We start from the raw sequence: 26,265 nt of genomic DNA on the forward strand, positions 1-26,265 counted from the left end.
TGTTACCATAATAAAAACATTAATAATATAAAAAAATAAAATTATGGAAGATCAAGTTTATTCTATGCCTAGAATTGGTGACAAAGCACCCGAGTTTAAAGCAGTAACAACACAGGGAGATATTAATTTTCCCGGAGATTATAAAGGAAAATGGGTAATTCTTTTCAGCCATCCGGCAGACTTTACACCTGTGTGTACATCTGAGTTTATGACATTTGCATCAATGGCAGATGATTTCAAAAAGATGAACACAGAGCTTGTTGGCCTCTCTGTTGACGGACTTTACAGCCACATTGCCTGGCTAAGGACTATCAAAGAGAAGATAGAGTACAAAGGGATGAAAGATGTTGAGGTTAAGTTTCCTCTTATTGAAGATATTACAATGGAGGTATCAAAAAGATACGGTATGTTACAGCCTGGAGAGAGCAGTACAAAAGCGGTAAGAGCAGTATTTTTCATTGATCCAAAAGGTGTGATTCGTACTATTATCTACTACCCTCTTGCAGTGGGAAGGAACTTTGATGAAATTAAGAGAGTACTTATAGCGCTTCAGACAGCAGACAATTTCAGTGTTGCACTACCTGCAGACTGGCGTCCCGGTGATGATGTTATTGTACCAACAGCAGGATCTTGCGGAGTTGCAAAAGAGCGTATAGAGAGTAAAGATGAGATGCATTGCTACGATTGGTTCTTCTGCACAAAGAAACTTGACAAGGAGAAAGTCCTTAACGCTCTGGGCAAGTAGGCAAGCAGAGATTACCTCAGGGGTAAATGGCCAAACACTTGAAATTAAGCCAGATACTCTATTTTTACGCTTTCTTTTAAATAATTGGCATTCAATCGTTTGGCCATTTACCCCTGAGGTAAAAAAAGAGGCTGACCATTTTGGTCAGCCTCTTTTTAGTCAGTATAGCTATCCAGAATCTCCTTGATCTGGCCAGGTTCAACTCTGCCGTATACCTTCTCTCCGATAAGCAATACAGGAGCAAGACCGCAGGCGCCAACACAACGAAGTGAATCGAGAGAGAATTTACCATCCTCAGTTACTCCACCCACTTTTATGTTTAATTGCTTTTTAAGTTCATCCAGAACCTTCTCGGCACCTCTTACATAACATGCAGTACCCATACAAACAGATATTGCATGTCTGCCTTTAGGTGTCATAGTAAAGAAAGAGTAGAATGTAACAACTCCATAAACTTTAGCCACTGAAATCTTTAGTTTCTTGGCAATCTCGCGCTGAACACTCTCCGGCAGATAGCCAAAATGTGTCTGAGCTGAGTGTAGTATCTTGATAAGATCTCCCGGATCGTTTTTGTATGAGTCACATATTTCGTGAATACTCTTAATATGGCACTCTTGTAGTTTCAAATTACTCATGACTCTTAGTTTTTATCTTTTTCAAAATAGTGTGTATGGAGCAAATGGTGAGCTTTTTCACTCATTGGATGGCCCAGGAATTCCTCATATAGTTTAATGATATAAGGATTCTCATGAGATTTACGCAGTTTTTTCTGTGAATCCTCTCTGTAGATAGCCTCAGACCTTGCTTTAATTATACTTGAGTCTCCATGGTGCAGAGGCTGACCAGCGCCACCGATACATCCACCCGGACAAGCCATAATCTCAATAGCGTGGAAATTGTACATTCCGGAACGGATTCCATCAAGAAGTTTTCTTGCGTTTCCAAGCTGATGAGCTATTCCGATATGAATAGGAGTACCATCAAAATCAATGGTTGCCATTCTGATTCCCTCAAGACCGCGAAGCTCTGTAAAGTCAACTTTATTAAGTTTCTTACCGGTATGAAGTTCGTAAGCAGTACGAACAGCAGCCTCAATCACACCACCTGTTACACCAAAGATAACACCAGCACCGGTTGATTCACCCAGCGGTTTATCAAACTCCTCCTCAGGAAGCTTTTCAAAGTTCATATTGCAGCTCTTAATAAGTGAAGCAAGCTCTCTGGTTGAAATTGAGAAATCTACATCCGGGTTACCGTCTACAATAAATTCTTCTCTCTGGCACTCATATTTCTTTGCCAAACAAGGCATTACAGAAACTACTACCAGATCTTCCCTCTTCACACCCATAAGCTTGGTGTAATAGTTCTTGGCAATAGAGCCGAACATCTGCTGTGGTGAGCGTGCAGTAGAAGGAATGTCAAGCATACAAGGGTAGTACTCCTCAAAGAAGTTAACCCAGGCAGGACAGCAAGATGTAAGAATTGGAAGTTTTACATCCTTATCACCTGCAAGATATTTTGAAATTCTTCCCAAAAGCTCTGTACCCTCTTCCATAATGGTAAGGTCAGCCGCAAAGTCGGTATCAAACACCTTGTCGAATCCAAGAGAGCGGAGTGCTGCAACCATTTTGCCGGTTACAAGGGTTCCCGGCTCAAGGCCGAACTCCTCACCCAGTGCAGCACGAACTGCAGGAGCAGTCTGAACAATAACAGTCTTTGTAGGGTCTGCAAGAGCTCTCAGCACCTTCTGAGTATCATCATAAGGAGTCAAGGCTCCTGTAGGACAAACAGCAACACACTGTCCGCAGAAAGTACAAGGAGAGTCAACCAAATCCTGCTCAAAAGCAGGGGCAACTACTGCCATAAAACCTCTGTTAACAGCACTTAGTGCTCCTACTGTCTGAACATCATTACAAATGGTCTCGCAGCGGCGGCACATAATACACTTATCCATATCTCTCTTAAGCGCAGGAGAGAAGTCCTTTCTGTAAGTTGACATCTCAGCATGCTCAACAGCGTGAATCTCTCTGATACCCATCTTCTGAGAGAGAGTCTGAAGATCACACTGACCAGATGAAGAACATGTAAGACACTCTTTAGGGTGGTCAGAAAGAATAAGTTCAAGAACTGTCTTTCTAGCATTCATAACTCTTAAGTTATGAGTATTAATTACCATTCCCGGAGTACATTCGGTAGAACATGAAGGGGCGAGGTTTCTTCTTCCCTCAACCTCAACCACACAAATACGGCAACCACCCGGGCGGTTTTCAATATTCAGGTGTTCAAGATTCAAATAGCAGAGAATAGGAATATCAATTCCCACCTTTTTAGCTGCCTGGTAGATGGTAGTTCCCTTTGCTACCTCTACTTCAATATTGTCAATTTTAATTTTGATATTTTCCATTGAGTGGGAGATTATTGAACATGAATAGCTGTGAACTTACACTTCTCGTAGCAGGCACCGCAGCGGATACATTTATCTGCATCAATCACATGAGGCTGACGCTTCTCGCCGGTAATTGCATCAACAGGACAAGCCCTGACACAAGCCGTACAACCGGTACATTTGTCTGCAATAATTGTATAAAGCTTAAGAGCTTTGCAACTTCCTGCAGGGCAAACCCTCTCTGTTACGTGAGCAAGATACTCATCATAGAAATTCTCAATAGTTGAGAGAACCGGATTAGGTGAAGTTTGTCCCAAACCGCACAAAGATGTATCCTTAATAACACGGCTAAGATTCTTAAGATATTCAATATCTTCAGGAACGCCCTTACCTGAGGTTATCTTCTCAAGCATCTCGTGCAATCTCTTGTTACCTACACGACAAGGAGCACACTTTCCGCAAGACTCCTCAACTGTAAATTCCAGGTAGAATTTAGCTACAGAAACCATACAGTCATCCTCGTCCATAACAATCATACCACCAGATCCCATCATAGAACCTGCAGCAAGAAGATTATCAAAATCAATAGGTGTATCAAGGTGCTTTTCAGTAAGACATCCGCCTGAAGGTCCACCTGTCTGAACAGCCTTGAATTTTTTACCATCCTTTATACCTCCACCAATTTCATATATTACCTCTCTTAAAGTAATACCCATTGGAACCTCAATCAAACCCACATTGTTGATTTTTCCGGCTAACGCAAAAACCTTTGTCCCCTTTGATTTTTCTGTTCCAATTGAGGAGTACCACTCGGCACCCTTTAGGAAAATAGCAGGCACATTAGCAAATGTCTCAACATTATTAACATTTGTTGGTTTGCCAAGATAACCCTTCTCAGCAGGGAATGGTGGCTTAACAGTAGGCTCTCCGCGAAGACCCTCCATTGAGTGAATAAGTGCAGTCTCCTCTCCGCAGACAAAGGCACCTGCACCATATCTCAGCTCAATATCAAATTCAAAACCGGAACCCAGTATCTCTTTTCCAAGAAGGCCATACTCACGCGCCTGTCTTGCAGCAACCTTAAGCCTCTTGATTGCAAGCGGATACTCGGCACGGATATAAACAATACCCTTAGTAGCGCCAATACAATACCCGCATATAGCCATAGCCTCAATTACAGAATGAGGATCACCCTCAAGGATTGAACGGTCCATAAATGCACCCGGGTCTCCCTCGTCTGCATTACAGACAACATATTTTTGATCAGCTTTATTTTTTGAAGCAATTTCCCATTTAAGACCTGTAGGGAAACCTCCGCCGCCCCTGCCGCGAAGACCTGCCTTTTTCAGCAGATCAATAGCCTCCTGAGGAGTCATATCAGCCAAAATATTTCCTAACGCTGCATATCCATCTCTTGCAATGTACTCATCAATATTTTCAGGATCAATAAAACCGCAGTTTCTAAGGGCAATTCTCATCTGTTTCTGATAGAATCCCATATGCTTTGAGTCCTCAATATGTTTCTGAGTCTCCGGATCTTCATACAGAAGTCTGTGAACTTTTCTTCCCTTAAGGACATGTTCACGAATAATCTCGGCACAATCCTCTTTCTTAACCTGAGTATAGAAAGTATTGTCCGGTATAATCTTAACAATCGGCCCCTTTTCACAAAAGCCAAAACAACCAGTTGTAACAACCTGAGCGTCGTTTTCCAGCCCAAGGTTCTTTATTTCCGATTTGAGATTCTCTACGATCTGCTCGCTCTCTGAAGCTCTGCAACCCGTTCCGCCGCAAACCAGAAGATGCAATTTATACTGTGCCATTTCTCCTTAGTTTTTGTCGTTAATAGTTTTGTAGTTAGTTGGTATTATACCATCCAGCAACTCACCGTTTACAATATATTTGTCAACGATTTCAATTGCCTTTGCAGTATCTACATAACCAAAGACAACAGGATCCTTGCCGGGAACCTTTACCTCAATTGTCGGCTCAGCATAGCAATAGCCCATACAACCACCCTGTGTTACAACCGCAGGAATTTTTTCCTTCTCGATCTTCTCCACAAGAGTATTCATTACCGTTCTGGCTCCTGATGCAATGCCGCAAGTAGCCATAGCAACACGGATCTGAACAAGAGACTCAGGCTCATTACTCTTTTCACGGATGTTCATTCCGTGTTCGAGATTTTGCTTCATCTTGCGCAAATCTTCTAGGGACTTGATTTTGTTCATATTTTATGATGTTATTGAAATTCCCTGTTTAAAACATAGGTAAAAATATATAATTTCCTACCATTTACAAAATTAAATAGTAGCGAAAGTGTAAAATTATAAGTTAAAAGTTTGAAATTAAAAGAGAGCACAATTCCGGCACCCCTTCGCAAGCCCTTTTCTTAATATGAGTAAACTCTCTGTATGAAGGTCTTACATCAGCAGGATCAACAAGAAAAGAGGAGACTCCGTGCCTTACATAATCAACAAGACCTGCAGCCGGATAGACAGCTAATGAGGTTCCCACAACAATAAAAATATCGGCAAGTGAAACTAACTTTGCACCACTCTCCAGCTCCGGAACCTCTTCACCAAAGAAGACTATATGAGGCCGCAGCTGTGAGCCATCAGGCGCAAAATCGCCAATATGCACATCGCCCGGTGTATCTACAATTAATGATGGATTTTTAATACTTCTGCTCTTCAGCAACTCCCCGTGCAAATGAAGCACATTTGAAGAGCCGGCCCTCTCATGAAGATTATCAACATTTTGTGTTACTATATCAACAGTGAAATATTTTTCAAGCTCCACCAAAGCAAAGTGAGCAGCATTAGGTTCAACTTTTGAAAGCTGTTCTCTTCTCATATTGTAAAAATTGAGAACCAGTTCAGGATTTCTCCTGAGTGCATCAGGAGTGCAGACATCCTCTATTCTGTAGTTAGCCCACAAACCATTTGAATCTCTGAATGTATCCAACCCACTCTCAGCACTAATACCGGCACCGGAAAGAACAACTACCCTCTTTTTCATCTTAAGCCTGTTTAACTCTTTAACTCAGCAATATTTTCCATTATCATCTCCTCCAGCATCTTGATAACCCTTACATCACTGAGAGGAATTTCACCAAGCACCTCAGCAACCTCAACACTGTCAAAAATATAATCATTATCATTGAATATATACCTGAATACAAAATGGATATCAGGATTTGCCGAGACCATCAGAACAAATGAGTTTGCAACATTCCCAAGAGGAGGCCTGTCAATATTTGAGTGTCCGAACCAAGCCTTTACAACGCTACCCTTACCAGGTTCGGAAGATATAGAAAGCCCGCCGCCACTTTGCAAAGCCGATTGTTTATAGAGAGGAATTCCCATACCCACTCTCCTTGTTGTTCTGGTGGTATAGAACGGATCCTCCAGCCTCTCTACCGTCTCTCTGCTCATCCCTTTACCGTTATCTTCAATAACTATTGTTAATGTATCGGCCGGAATATTCTCATCTACCATCAGGGTAATAAGGGTTGCCCCCGCACTTATTGAGTTCTGAATAATATCAATGATATGAAGAGATAAATCGTTCATCTTGTTTTGTACTGAGGTGGATTTTTAGTTGAAGAAAGAGCACTTTTTAGAGAGGAGAATGAAACATCTGATATATCAAGCAGAGTATATGCACCCCCAATTTGTTCAGGATAGTGAGCATCAGAACTTTTGATAAAATTGAACCCTCTGATGGATTTATCTTTTGCAGCCATAGCAGAGGCATCTGCATTCTGAGAGATCTCCAGGGCCTCAGCACTCAACCCAAAGGGCAAAAACCCCAGCTGGCTGTATACAGAGTTTGACCCCTTGTCAATATGAGCAGGAATAAAAATTCCGCCAAGAGAATGGACAAAACCGCCAACCTCCTCTATACTCTTGTCAATTGCATTTATAAGCAGATACTCTACCTCGGCAACAACCTCCTCATCAGAATTAACTGCAAGCTGGTAGCCGAATACATCCGGATCATTAGGAATCTTTACGATACTCTTTTCCAGGAAATCCTGAAGCTCTGAAAGGCGATTCTGCTCTACAAAACAGAGGAGATGAACCTCCTCACGAGTAGTAACCTCAGCACCACATAATACAAATATACCCCTCTCCTCTCCAACTCTGGAGATTTCCAAACAATTAAGAGTACTATTATGATCTGCAATCCCAATAACATCCAACCCCTCATCTGCAGCCCTCGAGATAATGTTCAGAGGGGTCATTTCAATATCTCCGCAGGGAGAGAGAACTGTATGTATATGGAGGTCTGCCCTTATCATTTTAACATTTCGTAGAGCCTGCCTGCAAGTTCAAAAGCCTGCATCTTTGTACCCATAACCGGAATGCCCTCCTTTACGGAGAGCTCAATTGTATCAGGATCAGGCTCAAAACCCTTTACAAGAATAATAGCAGCGATATCCTTCAGAGATGCCACTGCCATAATGTTTTTATGAGTTTGAAGAGTAATCCAGATATGCCCCTCTTGTGCATGACCCATTACATCTGAGAGTAAATCCGATGCATAACCACCTGTAACCTCTCTGTCAAGCCCCTCAGGCGCAGAAAAAACATTCAGAGACAAACTCTCTGCGATATCCCTTACTTTCATATCCTTTATAATGTAAAATTTAGTTTATTCCTTATCAAAACGGGCATCACCCCATATTCTCTCCATTATCTTAACAGCCTCATCCAGACCCAGCTCCCCTCTCTTTTCATATATTGTCCTGAGAAATATACAAGAGTTTATCTCTCCCTGCCCCTTGGCAATATCCTCCGCAAGTGCCTCACAGCTTGGAGCGCCACAGGCACCACAGTCGATACCCGGAAATAGATCTTTTAGCTCTCTGGCCTTCTCCATCTTCTGTAATGCAACTTCAATATCCCAGTCATATTTAACCATTGACCTGGGCTCAATCTGCTCCATATGAATCACAGCAGATGTGTATTTTTTATATTCATCAACTAATTTATGAATCTCAGGTGTTTGCGCAGCATATTTTCTCATTGTCTCTGCAGCAAGAAATCTGTTTCTGTGTGAAAGAATACCTCCTGCACAAGACTCATCGCAAGCCCTTAACTCAAGGAAATCAACATCCTCAATCTCCTCATTCTCCAGTAACTCAAGGAAATCTATGACATTTGCCATTCCGTCAATAGCCAGAGTTCTCCCTTCAATATGAGCAGCCTCGCCTCCTGTAGTAGGATAAAGAATTCCCTTTGAAGAGATTTCACTGTTAACTTTTACCGTTGTTGTGATTGGAATTCTCTGTTTATAAGCCAGAAAAACCTTGTTAAAGAAATAATCCATGTTAATAACACCCGTTATAGGAGAGGTGTAACCCCCTACAGGTGATTTAACTGCAGCTATTTTTCCAATGCAAGGTGTCAGGTAAAAAATCCCCAGATCTTCCGGGTTTCCGCCCTCCTGCTCGTGTTTTCTCTTATAATACTGAGCCGTAATCTCAAGGGGAGGAAGAAGAGTCATTATCTTGTCAACAAGAGAAGGGAATCTAACCTGAATAAGCCTGATCACAGCCGGACAAAAAGATGAAATAACCGGTTTTTCGGCATTTCTCACATACTCCTGCTCCTCCTCAAGAAGGGTATCAACACTCTGCTCAACAGCACAGACCTCAGTAAACCCAAGCTCTCCTATTATTTCAAATATTCTCTCTCTTGGAATAGCGTCATCAAACTGAGCAAAAAAGACAGAAGGGACAAGCAATAATCTTCTTTTGTAGCTGAAAATCTGCTTGAAGTCATCATCCATTACCCTTATAGCTCTGTTGGGACAAATTCTGTAACACTCCCCGCAATCAATACACCAGTCTATATGAATTTTTGCCTTTCCTCCGGTAACTCTCAGAGCCTCGGTAGGGCAAACCTTCATACAGTGCGAACACCCGATACATACATCGTTCAGGATCTCCAGCGCACGATTGTAGGTTGTACTACTCATCAGAAATTATAATTTATATATAGTGTTGTCCCTTTTCCAACCTCACTCTCTATCCTGAACTCATCGGCATTCTCGCTTATATTTGGCAAGCCCATCCCTGCTCCAAAACCCATCTCTCGCACCTGAGCAGATGCTGTAGAAAAACCGGGAGTCATCGCCTGCTCAATATCCGGAATACCAGGCCCCTCATCAGCAAGTTTAAGTCTCACTCCTGATGGAAGGATCTCTGCTGTGATGACACCCCTGTAGGCATGAGCAACAATGTTCACCTCAGCCTCGTAAAGAGCTATAACAACTCTTTTTACTACTCTTGGGTCAACATTGAGCTGCTTTAGCATCTTCTTTATTTGAGAAGAGGCATTCCCTGCAGCAGTGAAATCACCACCCTCCACCTTGAATTCCAGATTCATATTAATAAATAGGCTTTAAGCCGGCGGAATAAAGTATTCCGGCACATTTAAACATTGAAAAAGCAGAACTTATAATAAGCATATCGTTCTCAACAGCAAGGTCAAGCATCTCATTAGAAATCTCTTTGCCTCTGCAAATCAGCAAGTAAGGAGTATCAGACATCTCTGCGGTTCTTATTGCCTGAAGATTTGCCAATCCGGTAATAAGAATAAATTCATTTGTTTTAACCGTCAGAACATCACTCATCAGATCTGAAGCAAATGCCTGTTCAACATTTCCATCCAGATGCCCCTCTCCACAAAGTACGGTCCCCTCGACCAGTTTGCACAAATCCTTGATTTTCATCTTTTTTATATTACAAAGTCTTTATATAGCACCTTCTCTTCATATAGGGCTCAGAATTATATCTCTCCCACACTTTGAAAGCCGAGTTATTCTCTGCCTGAGGATTTGTAATTCCTACACTTACTCCCATCCTGTTCAGGTGAGCGCCTATATAAGTATGAAAAATAGATGTAACACCTTTATGTTGCCATTCGGGTGCAGCTCCAATCATCATAAAATCAATAGTATCATATTTCCTGAATGCCCTTAGAATATGAAGAAGGCCAAATGGAAAAAGTCTCCCCTTTGCCTTCTGAAAAGCCTTGCTTAAACTAGGAAAACATATTCCAAAAGCGGCAATATTATCATCTTTATCCAGGACAATGCTTGTAAGCTCCGGCTTAAGTTTTGGAAAATACTCCTTACCTATGCTCCTGATCTCTGCAGGAGTCATTGGAACAAAATTATCAATCTCCCTGAAACTACCATTATAGCTCTTGAAAAATCTATCTACCAATGAATCAATGTCTTTAATCTTCTTTATATCAAGAACTTTAAGGTTATACTTCTCAAGAAGCATATTGTTAATATTTACAATCCTTTTGTCAATAGGAGCTCCGGTAGCAATTTTAATCTGAATCCAGTCTAGCTGTTTGCCATATCCCATCCTCTCAAGGTAATCAGGGTAATAGGGATAATTGTATATACAATTTACCGGAGGTATATTTTCAAAACCTTCAATCATCATACCCTGTTTACCCCATGTATTAAAACTGAGAGGGCCGTGAATCTCCTCCATTCCCAACTCTCTTCCCCAATTTTCCACACAGTTGATAAGGGCCTCTGCCACCTCAAAATTTTCAATAAAATCTATCCACCCAAACCTCACCCTTTTTTCTGTATGAAATTCATTTGAGCGAGGATTAAAGATACCGGCAACCCGACCAATTACGACATTGTCTTCATCAGTTGCCAGCCACAGTTTAATTTTACAATACTCAAGAGAGGGGCTTTTAGTAAGGATTGAGATCTCATCAATATCAAGTGACGGAACATACTGTTTGTTTCCTTTAAATAGCTTGTGAGGGAACCTTACGAATCTTTTTATATCTGACTTTGATGTAATCTCTTTTACAGTAATTTTCATCAGGAACACAATTGTTTAGGTATAGGCAAAACAAATATAATCATTTTTTCTCATTAAGAGATAGCAGATCTTCAAGCACAACCTGGGCACAAAGACACCCAAACACAGCGGGCAGATATGAGATAGTTCCCACCATTGACTTTTTATTTTGCTCCTCAACAGGAACAATAGCGTCACTATCCGGCAGCTCCTCTGAGAAGACAACCCGGAAACCTTTGCTAATACCCTCTTTTCTCAATTTTTTTCTCAGAATATAGGCTAAAGGACAATTGTATGACTTAGAAATATCCTTAACAGTAACCTTTGTAGCATCACTCTTGGCTCCGGCCCCCATTGAACTTACCAGATTTATTCCGTTACTTACTGCATATTTAATTAGGGCAATCTTAGGTGATAAAGTATCAATGGCATCTACAATGAAATCAGGGTTGAATGGAGAGAGAAGTGTTTCAACATTCTCTTCTGTTAAGTACTCATTAATAGAAACAATATCAAGCTCAGGATTGATATCCTTCAGCCTCTCCCCCATCAGCTCGCTTTTATACCGCCCCATTGTACTCTCGAGTGCAAGTAATTGTCTGTTCTTATTGGTATGGGTAACAACATCTGAATCAATAATTACGATCTTTCCAACTCCAGCCCTTACAATCATCTCGGCAGCATAAGCCCCTACTCCGCCAAGACCTACAACAATCACCCCGGAATCTCTTAATTTTTGCATCCTCTCCTCGCCCAGAAAAAGAAGAGACCTCTCCTGCCATCTCCATTTATTTGAATACTCCATTATCCCACAATCTTTTTTGACTCTTCCCAAACCCTGTCCATCTCTTCTAGCGCCATCTCCTTGATATTCTGCCCATTCTCCACAGCCCATCTCTCTAAATATCCAAACCTTTTAATAAATTTCATATTAGTCATCTCCAAAGCAGTGTCCGGATTAATATCATAAAGCCTGGCAGCGTTGACAAGAGAAAATAGAAGATCTCCAAACTCTTTTTCCATTTCACCTCTCTCCTCTCCTTCAATACTCCTGGAGCTGACAGCCTCGGCCTCAAACTCAGATATCTCCTCTTTTACCTTACTCCAGACATCCTCTCTGTTTGCCCAGTCAAAACCTACTGCTCTCACTTTATCCTGGATCCTGTAAGCCTTTACAAGAGAGGGAAGCGAGGCAGGCACACCGGAGAGGATGGTTTTGTTTCCATCCTTCTCTCTCCTTTTAAGCTGTTCCCAGTTCTGAATCACCTCTCCGGCTCCGCTGACTTCAACATTGCCAAAAACATGAGGATGACGGAAAATCAGCTTCTCACAAATCAAATTCATTACATCTGCAATGTCAAAAAGCCCCTTCTCCTTACCGATTTTCGCATAGAAAACCATATGAAGCATCAGATCTCCCAACTCTTTGCTAACCCCTTTATAATCTTTTTCCAGAATGGAATCACTAAGTTCATAAGTCTCCTCTATAGTCAGTGGTCTCAGGCTCTCCATTGTCTGTTTCATGTCCCAAGGACATCTCTCTCTCAATTCGTCCATAACATCAAGAAGGCGGACGAAAGCCTTAATCTCATTTTCCCTGCTCATTATCAAATTTTATTCTAATTTCTGCCCCGGGGACAATACTCTCAAGTTTTGCCAGGGAGTCCATATAAACTGCTATCTCCAGAAAGCCCAAAGAGTTAAACAGGGCCATAATACCTCCGGGATTTCCCTGGTAATACCCCCTTGATATACTTCTGATCTTAATATGCGGCCCCTGAACATAAATTGTAAAGGCCCTTGCCTTGTGAACCCTGTCAAATGTACTCTTCTCAATATTACTTATCGCATTCCCAAAAGAATCAATATATAATACCTTTCCGGTAATTGTATTCTCATCGTATGCAACTCTTGCAAGAGACTCTTTCTTAAGATCACAAGCCTTTGTATTTGCCTCAAAAGAGTTTTCAAGAATAGTTTTCACCCCCTTTGCAAACAGAGAGACTGCAGTAAAAGTTGAAAAAGACTCTTCAACATTAATTGCAAATGCAATTGAAGGAGGATTTTCAAACAACTGAGAGAATCTACCATCATTAATACCAATAAAGTAGTGATTATTCGCGTAAACAATCACCATCTGACTATCCGGCAAAGGTTCACTCATCACACCCATAAGGTGAATTGAATTATGGGGGAAATGGGTATATGTGCTTTTTAAAATGAAAGTTTCCTGCAAAACATCAAAACTTGGAATGGAATTTGTTATCTCGAGCAGATTAATTTTTGACGAGACAGAAGCCAGCCTGCCCCTGAGAGCACCCAGATAGTAGTCATTTTTATTCCAATCACTTGTTAATGTAACAATTGTCATTCAGGGCCGGAAAAGTGTCTTACAAAGATAGAAAATTTTCATACATTTGCGCCGTTTTTAAAACAGGGATGTAACACATAATATATAACTAATTTCTAATTACTTATCATGCACACTAATTTCAAATTTATCAGCGCCGACGAAGCAGTAAAGGTAGTGAAATCAGGAGATCACATTCATCTGAGCAGCGTGGCAAGCGCCCCAAAAGTTCTTATAGATGCACTCATCAGAAGAGGAGACGCAGGAGAACTTAAAGATGTAAGAATACACCACCTGCATACAGAGGGTGAGGCTCCCTACACAGAACAAAAATACGAGGGAGTATTTTTCCATCAGGCCTTTTTCGTAGGAGCCAATGTAAGGAAGAGCGTTCAGGCCGGATACTCGGATTATATTCCTGTATTCCTCAGTGAGACACAAAAACTTTACAGAAGCGGAACCCTTCCAATTAATGTAGCAATGATTCAGGTATCATCACCTGACAAACACGGATTTGTATCACTTGGAACATCTGTAGACGCAACACTTGCTGCAATAGAATGTGCAGACTATGTTATTGCAGTTGTAAACAAGAATGTGCCAAGAGCCTGGGGCGATGCAATGATTCCTTTAAGCATGATCAACTTCTTTGTAGAGGATAACACTCCACTTGAGGAGGCTCACTTCTCCACACCGGATGAGATTGAGACAGCTATAGGAAAGCACTGCGCAAACCTGATTGAAGACGGAGCCTGTCTGCAAATGGGTATCGGAGCAATCCCCAATGCAGTACTCGCACAACTCGGAAATCACAAAAATCTGGGTATCCATACAGAGATGTTTGCAGACGGTGTCCTCCCTCTTGTAGAGAAAGGGGTAATTAATGGAGCAAACAAATCAATAGACAAAGGCAAAATGGTTGCAACCTTCCTTATGGGATCACAGAAATGCTACGATTTTATTGATGATAATCCAATGGTACTTATGCAAGATGTTGCATACACAAATGACCCATTCATCATTGCCAAAAATGCAAAAGTTACAGCAATAAACTCTGCACTTCAAATTGACCTTACAGGTCAGGTTTGCGCAGACTCAATAGGAACAAAATTCTATTCAGGAGTAGGTGGTCAGGTTGATTTTATTTATGGTGCCTCATTGTCACAAGGAGGAAAAGCGATGATTGCCATGCCTTCAGTTACAAACAAGGGACAAAGCAAAATCTCCCCAACTCTTACACTTGGTGGAGGCGTTGTTACTACAAGAAACCACATCCACTGGTTTGTTACGGAATATGGAGCTGTGAACCTTTATGGCAAATCACTTCAGGAGAGAGCAAGGCTGATTATATCAGTTGCCCATCCTGACCACCGCGAAGAGCTTGACAGAGCAGCATTCGAGAGATTCGGCCCTCACTTCCACTTTATTGGATAGTAATAACGGCTGTAACACACTGTTTATCTACGCATATTAACATTTAACCCCGCGGATAATCCGCGGGGTTAAATGTTAATATGCATTATATGGCTTTTAAGATTAGTTTTTCTTCACAACATAGATCTCAAAGAAAAGCGGCTGGAATACCCCAAAATTCTTCTCCTGGGAACCATAACCATATTCAGATGAGAAAAACGATACGGCCTTTTCACCGTACTTCATATTAAGAAATGTTTTTGCAACACCTTTAATCACAGAGTTACCACTACCATCATCAGAGGTGTTTTCCGGATCTGAAACTGTGTTATTAAGAGGAGTATATGTTTTGGAAGAGCTGTATATACCATACTTTCTTGCAGTATCCTCAATATTGGTATCAAATACAAAACCATTGAGAAGCTTACCTACATAATAATATTCAAGATTATCTCCAACCTTAACAGAATCTCCTTCAGTGGCTTTAATAATTTTAAAATAGTAATCCAACTCTGTTGAATCAATTCCTCCGTAATATAGATTACTGAAAGATCTCAAAGAGTCACGCTGAAATTTCTCAATATTTTTAACTACCCTGAGAATTTTAAAATCATAAATGGTTGGTGAAGTATGAGATTTATTGCTGCCGGTGTAACCATAATCAGATAACCAGGATGGAATAATCAAGCTGAAATCAGAGCCAACTCGTTTATTATCCATACCCTCCTCAACACCTCTTATAACAGTATTTGCTCCTGTCTGCATCAAATAGGGTCCGTAGTAATTTGCGGCCGAATATGAGCCGACTCTCTTTGCCACCTGTTCGTCAGTTGTTGTCAGGAAATTACCCTTAAGATCCCTTGTAGAATATGTTACATAAACATACGATGTATCCTCAATCAAAGTACCTGCCCCCTTTGCTCTTGTAATAGTGTACAATCCGGAAGCAGCTGGTTTCAAAGTATCACTGTGAACCACCTTGATATATGACTCAAGAACTCTTCTTTCAACATCTTCTGCAGACTCCTCCTTCTCTACTGCGCAGGAAAAAGCGCCAAGGAGAAGGCTAAGCATTACTGAAATTCTAAAATATCTATTCATTCTTCTATTATGTTGTCTTTAATAAAGCCGACAAAGTTAAAAAATTTAATCTGCCTCTAACTCCTTTCTTAGCGATTCTTCAAAATATTCGCCCACTTCACTGACAGGAATAAATAATCTCCCCCCGGCTGCCCTCTCGTGCCCCCCTCCGTTGAAATAATTTCTGGAGAACCGGTTCACAGAGAAATTATCTGATGACCTCAGAGAGACCCTTATATGTTCATCTTTTTCAGTAAAGAGAGCGGAGATTGTTATACCATATATGTTTAGCGGCAAATTAACAAAACCCTCTGTATCTCCCTCTGCAAACTGGAACTCATCTAGTTCATCCTTGGTAAGAACAATATATCCGGCACCATATTCAGGTAACAATTTCATCTTATTTAGCAGCGAATGGCCCATAAGTCTCATCCTCTCTTCAGAAAAACCGGCAAACACCTTCAGTTGCAAAGTCTCTTTATCAACTCCCCGCTGAAGCAGTTCATAAGACATCAGGAATGTTCCGGCATCCACAGAATTAGAGAAATTGTTAGTATCAGTCATCATTCCCACATACAACGATTGTGCCGCAATCTCAGGTACTCTCTCAATGGATCCCTCCTCAATCTCTCTGATAAGCCAGAAAAGTAATTCACAAGTAGAAGATACCTCTGTGTTGGAAATTACAAAATCAAATGCCTCTTTCTCTGGAAGTGGATGATGATCCACCAGAATCTTTTTTGCAGCAGATTCCCTTACCAGGGGCTCCAGATCATCAATTCTCTTAAGCTGATTAAAATCAAGAGCAATTATAAGATCAGCATTTATAACGGTTCTCTCCGCAGCCTCTCTTCTCCAGGAGTGGATAATTACATCACCATCCCTATCAAGAAATTTTAGATTTTTTGGGTAGGGATTGGGAACAACTATCCTGGAGTTGATACCCAAAGCGGCTAAATACCACTTGAGGGCAGTCACCGAGCCGAGAGCATCACCATCCGGATTTGTGTGAGTAAGTATGGCGATAGATTTCGCATTTTTTACAGCATTATGGAAATACGCTGCAGAATTCCTTTTCAAATAGCCCTTCATGGAAAAAATTGTTGGAACAAAAATAGAAAATATATTGTGGGGTCTGAATATTTATTTTAATTTTGTGGGAACTTTGCGAGAAAATTAATACAAACAGATAACCACTAATGAAAAAGGTCTTAACTATTGTTGTGCTGCCTATTATAGCTATCGTGATAGGCTATTTGATCTATACAAGCATCCAGGAGCCTGTGATTTTCGAAAAAGAGAGAAGATTCAGAGAGAAAATTGCCATTGAGAGGCTAAAAGACATTCGTACCCTCCAGGTAGCTTATAAATCAAAACATAACAAATTTACAAGCAACATTGACTCATTGATTGATTTTTACAACAATGGTCAAATTACAGTTATTAAGCAGGTAGGTTCTATGGATGACTCACTGGCAGTTGCTCAGAAGAGAGTATTCAGAGACAGTATCAGAATTGCCGTTCGTGACACACTACTTAAAAGAGAGGGCTTTATTGTCGACTCTATCAAGTACATTCCGTTCAGCGGCAAAAAAGAGATTGAAATGAAGGCCATTATTGGCAAAGTTTCAGGCGTAGATGTTCCTCTTTTTGAGGCAAATATTCCATTTGAAATACTTCTGAACGATCTTAACAGACAACTCCTTGTAAACCTTAAATCGGACCGCGAGCAGGTGGGGAAATATCCGGGCTTGAAGGTTGGTAGTATTGAAGCACCAAACAACAACGCAGGTAACTGGGAATAATAATGCCTGTAATTGTCAATAAACAGCTTGAGCTGGACAAGACAATTCAATACAGACTATCCATTCAAGCTGACTTGAATGGATTTTCTTTTTCAATTGTCAACGACGAGCATAAGAGATGTCATTTTCTCTACCAGTCTGACTTTGCCTACATTGAGGACCCTGACACCTACAATGTGGCAATTTACAAGATGGTTAAATCTTTTCCGCTCCTCTCAAAGAAGTTTGCCTCAACAGATGTTATAATCAACACCCACAAATTCACATCAATTCCAATAAGCAATTTCAGGAATGAAGATGCCGGACTTATACTTGGACAGCTCCATTTTCTGGAGGAGCTTGATGAGGTGGACACTATTATTGAAGAGAGTCAGGAGCTGGCCCTGCTGTTTGCTGTAAACAGCACGCTGCTCAACACAATTAAGAAAATCCAGCCGGAGTTTAAGGTTGTCCCATCTGTTTATCCTTTTATTAAAAACGCAAAATTTTTTCCTGATAATAACAAGCTGTTTGCCCAGTATCACAAAGGTCATGTTCATATTGTAATTACAAGTGGCACTAAAATGATATTCTGTAACTCATTTCCTGCACTGCAATTCAATACTGCCCTCTATTTTATGATACTTTCCCTTCAGCAATCAGGAATAAAGCAGGAGGAGGCATCTGTAATTTTGTCCGGAAACATAAGAGAGGAGGATGTAAACAGCCTTGTGAAATACTTCCCTAAAGTAAAATATTTCAGACATCCATCAATACTACTTGGCGGAGCCAATCTGGAGATGAAGTACGCATCAATGATGTTTCCGCTATGAGAATAATAGCTGGAGATCTAAGGGGAACGCAGTTCATACCCCCAAAAGGATATAAGGCAAGACCCACAACAGACTTTGCAAAAGAGGGTCTTTTCAATATTCTTGTAAATCAGTATGACTTTGAAAATATCGCCGTTCTTGATCTTTTCTCCGGAACAGGCAGTATCTCATTTGAATTTTCATCAAGAGGGTGCAAAGACATTACTGCAGTAGATATGAATCCTCTCCACTACTCATTTATTAAAAATACAGCATCCAAGCTTGGATTGACAGGAATGCAGGTTCTCAGAAATAATGTTTTTGATTTCCTTAATATCTGCAGAAAAGATTTTGATATAGTTTTTGCCGATCCCCCATATGATATATCGGGACTGGAGGGTATTCCAGATAAGATTCTCTCTTATCCTATATTTAAAGAGGGGGGAATCCTTATTTTTGAACATCCTGCCTCTTTTAACTTCAAGTCTAATGCTCGCTTTATCAAGGAGAAAAAATATGGTAATGTACACTTCTCATTTTTTTCTAATAAAATTGAGAATAAAACAGAGTAAAAATTTTGCAATTATTAAAAACATCCCTATATTTGCAGTCCCAATTGAAACACAAACGGTGTGGTAGTTCAGCTGGTTAGAATACCTGCCTGTCACGCAGGGGGTCGCGGGTTCGAGTCCCGTCCATACCGCAGAGAGCCTACGACAAGAGGCGCCAAAAGAAAGACAAGCCCTTCATATTCAGTGAATATGAGGGGCTTTTTTCGTTTATCATGTCTTAGTCTAAAGCCAAGAAAAAGACAAAAAACGACAAAGCATCTAACCTAAACTGTACCCCCTTTCCGAAAAAACGCAAGGGGGTACAGTAATTCGAAGCGAAAGGGGTACAGTTTGGTCAAAATTGGCAGGGAGTTGTCCTGATTTGGCACAGTGCATAAAGTTCATTTTGAGATAGTTCACAGTAATTTTGTAACATTAAAAAATGAGTTTATGAGAAGTACATTTCGCATTCTTTTCTATGTAAAGAAAGACAAAAAAAGAGCAGACGGCACTTATCCAATCATGTGTCGAATCACTATCGACGGAGAACCAAGTCGCTTCAACACTAAAGCAAATGTCAATCCCGATATTTGGGATGCAAAAACCGGAATCGCTATCGGCAAATCAAACAAAGCTGTTGAAGTTAATGCCTTATTGAATACTATAAAAACAAGTATTCATAACGTGTATCACGAATTACAGACAAAGGAAAACAACGTAAATGCCGAAAGAGTTAAGAATATCTTTTTAGGCACTGAAGTAAAACACCAAACTGTGCTCGAACTTTTTCAACGACATAATGATGATGTAAAAAAATTAGTTGGTATAAGTAAATCTAAAGAAACATTTCAAAAGTATGAAGTTGCTCGCAAGCGTATGGCAGACTTCATTAAGGAGTATTATAATGTATCGGATATTTCTTTGAAAGAAGTAAATCACATGTTTCTCCATAACTTTGAGATTTACCTGATGACTTCCTGCAATTGCAAGCAAAATACTACTGCTAAATTCCTACAACGTTTTCGTACAATTATTATCATGGCAAAAAATAACGGTTGGATACATATTGATCCATTTGCCAATTTCAAGATACGATTTAAGAAAACCGATCGTGGCTATCTAACACAGCAGGAAATTGACATAATTATGCGAAAGAAATTTGCTACTGAACGTCTTGAACGAGTAAGAGATATATTTATTTTCAGTTGCTTCACCGGACTTGCTTATATTGATGTTAAGAATCTACGCCAGTCCAATATTCGCACTTCTTTTGACGACGGATTGTGGATTATCGGCAAACGGGAAAAAACGGGAGTTAATTATAATGTTCCCTTACTTGATACTCCTAAGCAAATCATAGAAAAATATTCGGGTAAATTGCCAGATGAAAAGGTGCTTCCGGTTATGAGCAATCAAAAGATGAATGAATACTTGAAGGAAATCGGGACAGTCTGTGGAATTGATAAAAATTTAAGCTATCATCTTGCAAGACATACATTTGCAACCCTTACGCTTACAAAAGGCGTATCTATTGAAAGTGTATCGAAGATGTTAGGGCATACGAATATTAAAACCACCCAGATATATGCGAGAGTAACCGATGTTAAAGTTAGTACGGATATGGCTTCTTTTGCTGAAAAATTGGAAGATAAAAGAGTTAAGTCTAATTCCAAACTGGATAAACTATTTGAGTGTCTTTCTTTAGGCGAAAAGATGGCTTTATTTAATCTGCCACAAACGTTATCGAATGATCCTGAAAGGGTGAAACGAATATCTGTAATGTGGCACAGCCTTTCAGAGGAAGAAAAATCTTCTCTTTGGTCAAATACATTTGAACAAGAAGAATCCCTTTCTTTCAAACCTATGATGAAACTAGCAGTTAATCAATAAAAGATATAATTATGGAATTACAAATCATTCAAAATAAGATATACGATATCAGAGGTATGCGTGTCATGCTTGATTATGACCTTGCAAAGTTGTATGAAACCGAAACAAGGGCATTGAAACAAGCCGTTAAACGCAATATTCACAGGTTTCCGGAGCCTGACTTTATGTTTGAACTGACACGGGAAGAAAGCGATGCAGCAATCAAATTAGGGGTGTCACAAAATGTGATACCCCCCGGATACAACGTCGGCTCTTCATTAATAATGGCGTTCCCGGAACTCGGAGTAGCCATGCTTTCATCCGTATTGAAAAGTAAGAAAGCAATTCAAGTAAACATTTCTATAATGAGGGCTTTTGTTGCTTTACGCCAATATGCACTGGGATATGCCGACATAAATCGTAAATTGGAGGATTTTATGATAGAAACCAATATGCAGTTTAGCGATATTTACCAAGCGCTCACAGAACTGGCTTCCCAAAAGGAATTAGAGAATAAACCCCGCAAACGTATAGGCTTTAATGTTAAACAAGATGAAGAATAAGATTATGGAACGAGGATATATAAGAATAAAAGAAAATCGTGATAATCAGCTAACTGTTGAAGCGAAACTCGTAAATTGCACCCTTTGGATGACAAAGCATGAGATAGCTGACTTGCTAAACGTCTTTGTAAGCTCGGTCGGGAATAACCTTCAGGCTATATTCAAATCGGACATATTGCGGGAGGAAGACGTAACCCGGATACACAAATCCGAGAACAATGGTCGCCAGTGCGAAGTAACGGAATACAATCTTGAAGCACTGATTTTTGTCAGTTATCGTATTGCGTCCTATGAAGCACGGGTTTTTCGGGAGTGGGTAATGAAAGCTCTGACCGAATATACCCGGACGAAACCCAAAAGAGAAGCAGAAGTATTGATTATATATAACTTATCATCAAAACTCCCTGCCATAATATTAAATTAATTCAAACGTATAAATATATTCAAAGATGAAAAATGTAGTTTATGTATTGGTCGCCCTGTTAATGGTTTCTTGCGGCTCAAACTCATCCGGTAAAAAGTATGGACAAACCATTACTGATTATTTGTTGAAAGGCAAATCGGCTACCGACTTCAATTTTAAGATTGAGGAACTGGCGGAACATGGAACGATAACCGTTGCCGATAGTATCGCCTATATTACCGAAGAGTACCGGAAAGACAACGACCTTTTTGTCAAGCGGCTTGAACTGGCTAAAGATATGAGCAAGGAACTGCTGTCGAAAGCAAAGAAACAAGCCGACATTGATGAATACACGGCTAATATCGCACGAATGGATACCCGTATTGATTCACTTAAAAATGCTTCTCCCGACAATCTGAATGGTTATGATAAGCGGAGTGCAAATGACGTTCTTGCTGTACTCGTAAGATGTAAATATTCAGTAGAAGCGAAAGGACGTTCCGTCGCTGAAACATTTGATTTCTACTTATCTCCTGACGGTAGTAAATGCTATGATAAAACAAAAGCGAAATAAAAAATATCTCATTAACTCAAAGCAAGCCTGTATCTCAAAAAAAGTGATACGGGCTTTTTTTATGGCTTTCCTTTCTATGGGGAAAGTCTGCGTTTTAAGCAAACGCAAAGTATATCAATCAATTTTTCTTTTTACTACACTTCTCTCCTCATAATTTCTTCCTCTATTAGCTACTTATACTAAAGCGGCTAATTGTAATCGGTTACAGTGGCGAAAGTATTTCCGTGTTCTTCACGCCGCTTGCAAGTTCGAGCCTGTCGGTTTTGTGAAAAATCTTCCTCTTTCCCTCATGTTTTCGGGCGAGCGTATTTATTCCCAAAAAACTTGTCTTCGGCTAAACACTACTTTCCGATAGCCCCTGAAACTCGATCACAACTCACCGGCTCCGATACGGCAGAAAAAAAAAGTCAGAAATTATGAGAAGTATAGTAAAAAATAGGAAACAACGACCGACAATCTACCTTCCAATTAGCATAAAATTGGTTGTAAAAATCGTTTTGGTGGTTTTGGGATTCTGCGTGTGGGGAACAGGGTTTATTTGGGCTTTAGTTGGCCTGTATTTATTCTTTCCCATACTTCGGGCTATCCTCTCCGTGTTGGTAGGTTTTGGGGCTATAATCCTCTTTCTTTTCATTCTGCTGACCTTTTTATAATCCCTTAAAATTTAGAGTTATGAGTACAGTATTTTTATTAGGTGCAAACAAGAGCATAGACAGAAGTAAACAGGTAGTTGAAGTAAACGAAATCATCCAAATGGAGGGTTACAGTTATGACAGATATGTAGTGTACGACATTGTTAAAAATGATTGGGGACTGCATTACAAGTTGGTTAATCTTCGCACAAAGGACTATCAGACAGCCGACATTATCAGACCATTGAAAGAAAAATTCGGTATCGGTTACTACTACGACAGCGAAAATCCTCAATATATGGACAGCTTCGAGGTGGCAATACTTCTTCAGGAAGCACAGCAAAAGAAGAAAGCGGAGCAGGAAGAAGCCGAAAAAGAAAAAGTACGGGTAGAGGAAGTTAAGAAAATCGGACGTTTACGCATGATTGCCATTTTTCCCGAAAACGCTCAGGCGGTTATCGTGGCTCGATTGAAACAAAATGAAAGCGACAGCCAAACAGACTATTACGCAAGTAGCGTACAACGTACCGTTATTTTAGGCTTTTCAACCCACAAAAGGGACATCTTTTCCGAAATGCGTAAACACGCGCCCAACTTTGAGGAAACCGCCTATTTAGCCGAATTTAACGAGGATTACGAGCATCGGGAAAAGTACAGCATGGGAGACGGCTACTACTTAGGCGAAAGTAAGTACAGCGGTTGGATCATCGAAAAAACGCCTATTTACAAAAGGGAAAATACAATAGAAGAATTTGCCTATACCGCAGGGAATGAAGATAACATACATATCAGCAAACCAAATTCAACACCCCCAAGCAACCCAACAGGAGCAGGAAAAAACGGCTGTACATTGGTGGAATATTCAACAAAAGCGGTAGCGGTATTTGGAGATACCAAGAGTATCAAAGACGAACTTCGGGCGATGGGCGGACGGTTTAACGCCCGACTGACCTTTAACGGTAAAAAACTGGCGGGTTGGATATTTTCTAAATCACAGGAACAGCAGTTAGCCTGTTATTTCGGACTGGATTAAGTAGTAACACGGGGCAGTAACCCTGCCCCACAAAACAAAAATCATGGAATACAAAGAATTATCAATATACGAAAAATTGGAACGGATACAGGAAGTAAATTACTGCCGAGCCGAACGCCATGAGGTAGCGGTTTATCTGAATGCATTAAGACGTAATTACAGAGCGGTAATTGAAGAATACGAGAGCTTTGGAGATAGCCCACGCCAGTTGATTATGAATAAGCGAGATTACGACAAGCATCTGCTTTTCGGGTTTACAAAGAAAGAATTTAACCAATATGGTTGGTTGGAATGTCCCTGTTTTTTGGAACGGGAAGAAATAAAGTTCCCCCATCGGGACGGTTGGGCGGTATCCAATTATATCACAGTGGGCAAGGGTTTAAACGGCAAATGGAGTTACGGAGTAAGTTATTCCCATAGTACGGGCGGATCGGGTTACGGTTTAGGCGTGTGGGGTAAGATATTCGACAACCGAAAAGACTGCCTGAAATCGGCATTAAACGATATGCTGACAGGGCTTGAAAAAGACAGCAGTAAGACCGACAGATACGCCCTAAACGTACTTAAACAGGCAAAAGCCCTATTTGACGAGATTACAGGACGTAAGCCTGTACAGTTAGAATTATCATTCTTTTAATAACAAGTAAATCAATAGATATGAAAACGACAGAAGTAAACGAGAGCATAATAGGAAAACGTTGTAAGTGTATTTTTACAGGCTTAATGGTAACAGGAACGATCGAGGAAATAAAGATCGGGAAACATACCGCAGAAGTGAAAGTCCGTTACGATGAACCGCATCAATGGGGAAACTTAGAATATGAATATGGTTGGGCATTCGGAAGAGTGCATGATGAGTTCGGATCGCTCCGTCATTTGGAAATCATAGACGACCAGTATCAGGCAATAAAAGTAACATTTTCGCAGACCATTAAGGAGATAGACCGAATGTTTACCCGTGATTATGAGAACTGGCAGACGGTCAATCTGAAAGAATGGATTGATAATTATGAGAGTTCCCGATTTACACAGATTGACGAATATACTGCCATTATTACTTCTGAATACAACATGGATTGCGTAAAGGAATGGCTTGCGAAAAATACCCCAATGAGAATAATAGACAATTTGAACTAAAACAATATACAGCAATGAAAACAAATTCAATCAATAAAAACGGCTGTTCCGTCTGCGAACAGGGACAAGAGAATTACACAACATTCCGCCCTGCCTACCGTCCGAAGCAAGCATTTTACCAATATGATTATAGACATACGGACGGGGAACTATTCAGCATAGTAGCACCGACTTTGGAGGAATGCCGTTCCCGTCGGAATGAATGGATAGCCGAGAAAAGTAAAGATAAGTATATTTTATTCTTAGGCTTTCAACGACTGGGAGAGTTCGACACCATTAGTGAAGCTAAGAAATATGCACAGGATAGCGGATTAACAGGAGCATTTAACTTGTTAGGCGACAATTATCGGGACGCATGGTATGTATCACAATCAAAACAAGAACAAGTATGAAAATAATAAAAGACATCACAGGAAACAGCATCAAGGTAACAGACCTCGATGCTGCTATCAAGCAATGTAAAGACTGCATAGAAAGCCCTTATAAAATGGAATCAGGGCATACTGTTGGCGAAAATTATGCGTATATGCTAATTCAACTAATAGAAATCCGACAGGAACAAAGGCGGAACAACTGGTTGCCCGGTACTAAAATGCGTTATGAAGAAGGCAAACGTTTCACAAAATTAGATATTGCCTATGAAATCGGACGCCATGAACCATATCATCCTGCTTCCCTATATTGGGACAGCTTACACCGAAAGGAACTGGTAACTTTCTTCAATGATATGTTTGGAACTGATATAGCATGAACAGACGGCGGATTTTTCCGCCGTTACTTTTTCCATGACTAACTAAACGGACAGGGAGAAAAAGTAACAAAAAGCCTATTAAATAAACAATCCGAAACTTTTGGTAGGTTTCGGATTGACAATTATGCTGTATAAAAAACTATTCTGTCGTTATAGTTTCAAATAATTTAATCCACTTGTCTTTTAAGTCTGTGGGTATAGATTCCATCGTTTTTTCAAAACGATTTTGGATTGCACGAGCAATCTCAACTTTCCAACCATCATTTAATGTTACATTATATTTTTTAGCCCAATCTTCTATTTGATTCACAATGTATGTATCCGAGAAATTGT

The 26,265-nt window shown here is 40.3% G+C and carries 31 protein-coding genes, 1 tRNA gene and 2 pseudogenes; 15 read left to right on the forward strand and 19 right to left on the reverse strand.

Annotated elements, in window-relative coordinates:
* The first annotated feature begins 43 nt into the window (after positions 1-43).
* The gene (locus U5907_03275) at positions 44-745 is read left to right on the forward strand and encodes a peroxiredoxin (protein WRQ33675.1); all 702 of its coding nucleotides are present in this window, start codon (positions 44-46) and stop codon (positions 743-745) included.
* 155 nt (positions 746-900) lie between these two features.
* Here the strand turns inward: U5907_03275 and nuoE are convergent, their stop codons facing one another.
* From nuoE to U5907_03350, 15 genes are all read right to left on the reverse strand, one after another.
* Entirely contained in the window at positions 901-1,380 is a 480-nt protein-coding gene (gene nuoE, locus U5907_03280; GenBank protein ID WRQ33676.1) for an NADH-quinone oxidoreductase subunit NuoE, read from the reverse strand.
* A 5-nt stretch (positions 1,381-1,385) separates the two neighbouring features.
* Positions 1,386-3,149 (reverse strand): NADH-dependent [FeFe] hydrogenase, group A6, encoded by a 1,764-nt coding sequence (locus U5907_03285; GenBank protein WRQ33677.1) that lies wholly within the window; start codon positions 3,147-3,149, stop codon positions 1,386-1,388.
* Positions 3,150-3,160: 11 nt separating this feature from the next.
* Complete coding sequence (locus U5907_03290) at positions 3,161-4,954, reverse strand: NADH-quinone oxidoreductase subunit NuoF (protein ID WRQ33678.1); 1,794 nt, start codon at positions 4,952-4,954, stop codon at positions 3,161-3,163.
* Between the two features lie 6 nt (positions 4,955-4,960).
* Positions 4,961-5,362, reverse strand: a complete 402-nt coding sequence (locus tag U5907_03295; GenBank protein WRQ33679.1) for a (2Fe-2S) ferredoxin domain-containing protein — start codon at positions 5,360-5,362, stop codon at positions 4,961-4,963.
* 103 nt (positions 5,363-5,465) lie between these two features.
* On the reverse strand, positions 5,466-6,152 hold the full coding sequence (locus U5907_03300) for an NAD-dependent deacylase (GenBank protein WRQ33680.1): 687 nt from the start codon (positions 6,150-6,152) through the stop codon (positions 5,466-5,468).
* Positions 6,153-6,163: 11 nt separating this feature from the next.
* On the reverse strand, positions 6,164-6,706 hold the full coding sequence (locus tag U5907_03305; protein WRQ33681.1) for an ATP-binding protein: 543 nt from the start codon (positions 6,704-6,706) through the stop codon (positions 6,164-6,166).
* Positions 6,703-7,437: a PHP domain-containing protein gene (locus U5907_03310; protein ID WRQ33682.1), complete on the reverse strand. Its 735-nt coding sequence runs from the start codon at positions 7,435-7,437 to the stop codon at positions 6,703-6,705. The genes U5907_03305 and U5907_03310 overlap by 4 nt, the downstream gene beginning before the upstream one ends.
* The gene (locus U5907_03315) at positions 7,434-7,766 is read right to left on the reverse strand and encodes a DRTGG domain-containing protein (GenBank protein ID WRQ33683.1); all 333 of its coding nucleotides are present in this window, start codon (positions 7,764-7,766) and stop codon (positions 7,434-7,436) included. Before U5907_03315 ends, U5907_03310 begins: the two co-directional genes overlap by 4 nt.
* A gap of 24 nt (positions 7,767-7,790) precedes the next feature.
* Positions 7,791-9,119, reverse strand: a complete 1,329-nt coding sequence (locus U5907_03320; GenBank protein WRQ33684.1) for a [Fe-Fe] hydrogenase large subunit C-terminal domain-containing protein — start codon at positions 9,117-9,119, stop codon at positions 7,791-7,793.
* On the reverse strand, positions 9,119-9,529 hold the full coding sequence (locus U5907_03325) for an ATP-binding protein (protein WRQ33685.1): 411 nt from the start codon (positions 9,527-9,529) through the stop codon (positions 9,119-9,121). Before U5907_03325 ends, U5907_03320 begins: the two co-directional genes overlap by 1 nt.
* 1 nt (position 9,530) lies before the next feature.
* A complete protein-coding gene (locus tag U5907_03330) occupies positions 9,531-9,875 on the reverse strand; it encodes a hypothetical protein (GenBank protein ID WRQ33686.1) in 345 nt (114 codons plus the stop codon).
* Positions 9,876-9,885: 10 nt separating this feature from the next.
* The gene (locus tag U5907_03335; GenBank protein WRQ33687.1) at positions 9,886-11,001 is read right to left on the reverse strand and encodes a hypothetical protein; all 1,116 of its coding nucleotides are present in this window, start codon (positions 10,999-11,001) and stop codon (positions 9,886-9,888) included.
* Positions 11,002-11,041: 40 nt separating this feature from the next.
* Positions 11,042-11,785 (reverse strand): tRNA threonylcarbamoyladenosine dehydratase, encoded by a 744-nt coding sequence (locus U5907_03340; GenBank protein WRQ33688.1) that lies wholly within the window; start codon positions 11,783-11,785, stop codon positions 11,042-11,044.
* Positions 11,785-12,591, reverse strand: coding sequence for a nucleoside triphosphate pyrophosphohydrolase (mazG, locus tag U5907_03345; GenBank protein WRQ33689.1), 807 nt, complete (start codon positions 12,589-12,591; stop codon positions 11,785-11,787). The genes U5907_03340 and mazG overlap by 1 nt, the downstream gene beginning before the upstream one ends.
* Complete coding sequence (locus tag U5907_03350) at positions 12,569-13,351, reverse strand: SAM-dependent chlorinase/fluorinase (protein ID WRQ33690.1); 783 nt, start codon at positions 13,349-13,351, stop codon at positions 12,569-12,571. Before U5907_03350 ends, mazG begins: the two co-directional genes overlap by 23 nt.
* Before the next feature lie 108 nt (positions 13,352-13,459).
* On the opposite strand from U5907_03350, the gene U5907_03355 reads away from it, so the two are divergent.
* Complete coding sequence (locus U5907_03355; protein ID WRQ33691.1) at positions 13,460-14,764, forward strand: acetyl-CoA hydrolase/transferase C-terminal domain-containing protein; 1,305 nt, start codon at positions 13,460-13,462, stop codon at positions 14,762-14,764.
* 102 nt (positions 14,765-14,866) lie between these two features.
* On the opposite strand, the gene U5907_03360 is transcribed toward U5907_03355, so the two are convergent.
* Together U5907_03360 and U5907_03365 are read right to left on the reverse strand one after the other, a co-directional pair.
* Positions 14,867-15,844 (reverse strand): FKBP-type peptidyl-prolyl cis-trans isomerase, encoded by a 978-nt coding sequence (locus U5907_03360; GenBank protein WRQ33692.1) that lies wholly within the window; start codon positions 15,842-15,844, stop codon positions 14,867-14,869.
* Positions 15,845-15,889: 45 nt separating this feature from the next.
* Entirely contained in the window at positions 15,890-16,915 is a 1,026-nt protein-coding gene (locus tag U5907_03365; protein WRQ33693.1) for a bifunctional oligoribonuclease/PAP phosphatase NrnA, read from the reverse strand.
* A 107-nt stretch (positions 16,916-17,022) separates the two neighbouring features.
* Between U5907_03365 and U5907_03370 the strand changes: the two genes are divergently transcribed.
* The 8 genes and pseudogenes from U5907_03370 to U5907_03405 all read left to right on the forward strand — a co-directional run bounded on the left by U5907_03370 (position 17,023) and on the right by U5907_03405 (position 22,379).
* Positions 17,023-17,628, forward strand: coding sequence for a hypothetical protein (locus U5907_03370; protein WRQ33694.1), 606 nt, complete (start codon positions 17,023-17,025; stop codon positions 17,626-17,628).
* Between the two features lie 2 nt (positions 17,629-17,630).
* Positions 17,631-18,440, forward strand: coding sequence for a DUF3822 family protein (locus U5907_03375; protein WRQ33695.1), 810 nt, complete (start codon positions 17,631-17,633; stop codon positions 18,438-18,440).
* Positions 18,437-18,991, forward strand: a complete 555-nt coding sequence (locus U5907_03380; protein WRQ33696.1) for an RsmD family RNA methyltransferase — start codon at positions 18,437-18,439, stop codon at positions 18,989-18,991. Before U5907_03375 ends, U5907_03380 begins: the two co-directional genes overlap by 4 nt.
* Positions 18,992-19,048: 57 nt before the next feature.
* A tRNA-Asp gene (locus U5907_03385) sits at positions 19,049-19,122 on the forward strand.
* A 298-nt stretch (positions 19,123-19,420) separates the two neighbouring features.
* Positions 19,421-20,593 (forward strand): annotated as a pseudogene (locus U5907_03390) (site-specific integrase).
* Positions 20,594-20,871: 278 nt separating this feature from the next.
* A complete protein-coding gene (locus U5907_03395; protein WRQ33697.1) occupies positions 20,872-21,402 on the forward strand; it encodes an ORF6N domain-containing protein in 531 nt (176 codons plus the stop codon).
* Entirely contained in the window at positions 21,392-21,826 is a 435-nt protein-coding gene (locus U5907_03400) for a hypothetical protein (protein WRQ33698.1), read from the forward strand. Before U5907_03395 ends, U5907_03400 begins: the two co-directional genes overlap by 11 nt.
* Before the next feature lie 25 nt (positions 21,827-21,851).
* The gene (locus U5907_03405; protein WRQ33699.1) at positions 21,852-22,379 is read left to right on the forward strand and encodes a hypothetical protein; all 528 of its coding nucleotides are present in this window, start codon (positions 21,852-21,854) and stop codon (positions 22,377-22,379) included.
* Between the two features lie 457 nt (positions 22,380-22,836).
* On the opposite strand, the gene U5907_03410 is transcribed toward U5907_03405, so the two are convergent.
* A complete protein-coding gene (locus U5907_03410; GenBank protein ID WRQ33700.1) occupies positions 22,837-23,013 on the reverse strand; it encodes a hypothetical protein in 177 nt (58 codons plus the stop codon).
* Between the two features lie 38 nt (positions 23,014-23,051).
* Here U5907_03410 and U5907_03415 point away from each other — a divergent pair, with 38 nt between their 5' ends.
* The 5 genes and pseudogenes from U5907_03415 (at position 23,052) to U5907_03435 (ending at position 25,932) form a co-directional block, all read left to right on the forward strand.
* Entirely contained in the window at positions 23,052-24,044 is a 993-nt protein-coding gene (locus U5907_03415) for a fusion protein (GenBank protein ID WRQ33701.1), read from the forward strand.
* Between the two features lie 43 nt (positions 24,045-24,087).
* Complete coding sequence (locus U5907_03420) at positions 24,088-24,681, forward strand: hypothetical protein (protein WRQ33702.1); 594 nt, start codon at positions 24,088-24,090, stop codon at positions 24,679-24,681.
* A 20-nt stretch (positions 24,682-24,701) separates the two neighbouring features.
* Positions 24,702-25,181 carry a hypothetical protein gene (locus U5907_03425; GenBank protein WRQ33703.1) on the forward strand — a complete coding sequence of 160 codons (480 nt, stop codon included), beginning with the start codon at positions 24,702-24,704 and terminating at the stop codon, positions 25,179-25,181.
* Positions 25,182-25,195: 14 nt separating this feature from the next.
* Positions 25,196-25,402, forward strand: a pseudogene (locus U5907_03430) (DUF3873 family protein).
* A 167-nt stretch (positions 25,403-25,569) separates the two neighbouring features.
* Positions 25,570-25,932: a hypothetical protein gene (locus U5907_03435; protein ID WRQ33704.1), complete on the forward strand. Its 363-nt coding sequence runs from the start codon at positions 25,570-25,572 to the stop codon at positions 25,930-25,932.
* A gap of 139 nt (positions 25,933-26,071) precedes the next feature.
* Here U5907_03435 and U5907_03440 read toward each other — a convergent pair whose 3' ends face one another.
* Positions 26,072-26,242 carry a hypothetical protein gene (locus U5907_03440; protein ID WRQ33705.1) on the reverse strand — a complete coding sequence of 57 codons (171 nt, stop codon included), beginning with the start codon at positions 26,240-26,242 and terminating at the stop codon, positions 26,072-26,074.
* Between the last annotated feature and the right edge of the window lie 23 nt (positions 26,243-26,265).

Source organism: Bacteroidales bacterium MB20-C3-3 (assembly GCA_035609245.1).
Lineage (GTDB): Bacteria > Bacteroidota > Bacteroidia > Bacteroidales > UBA932 > Bact-08.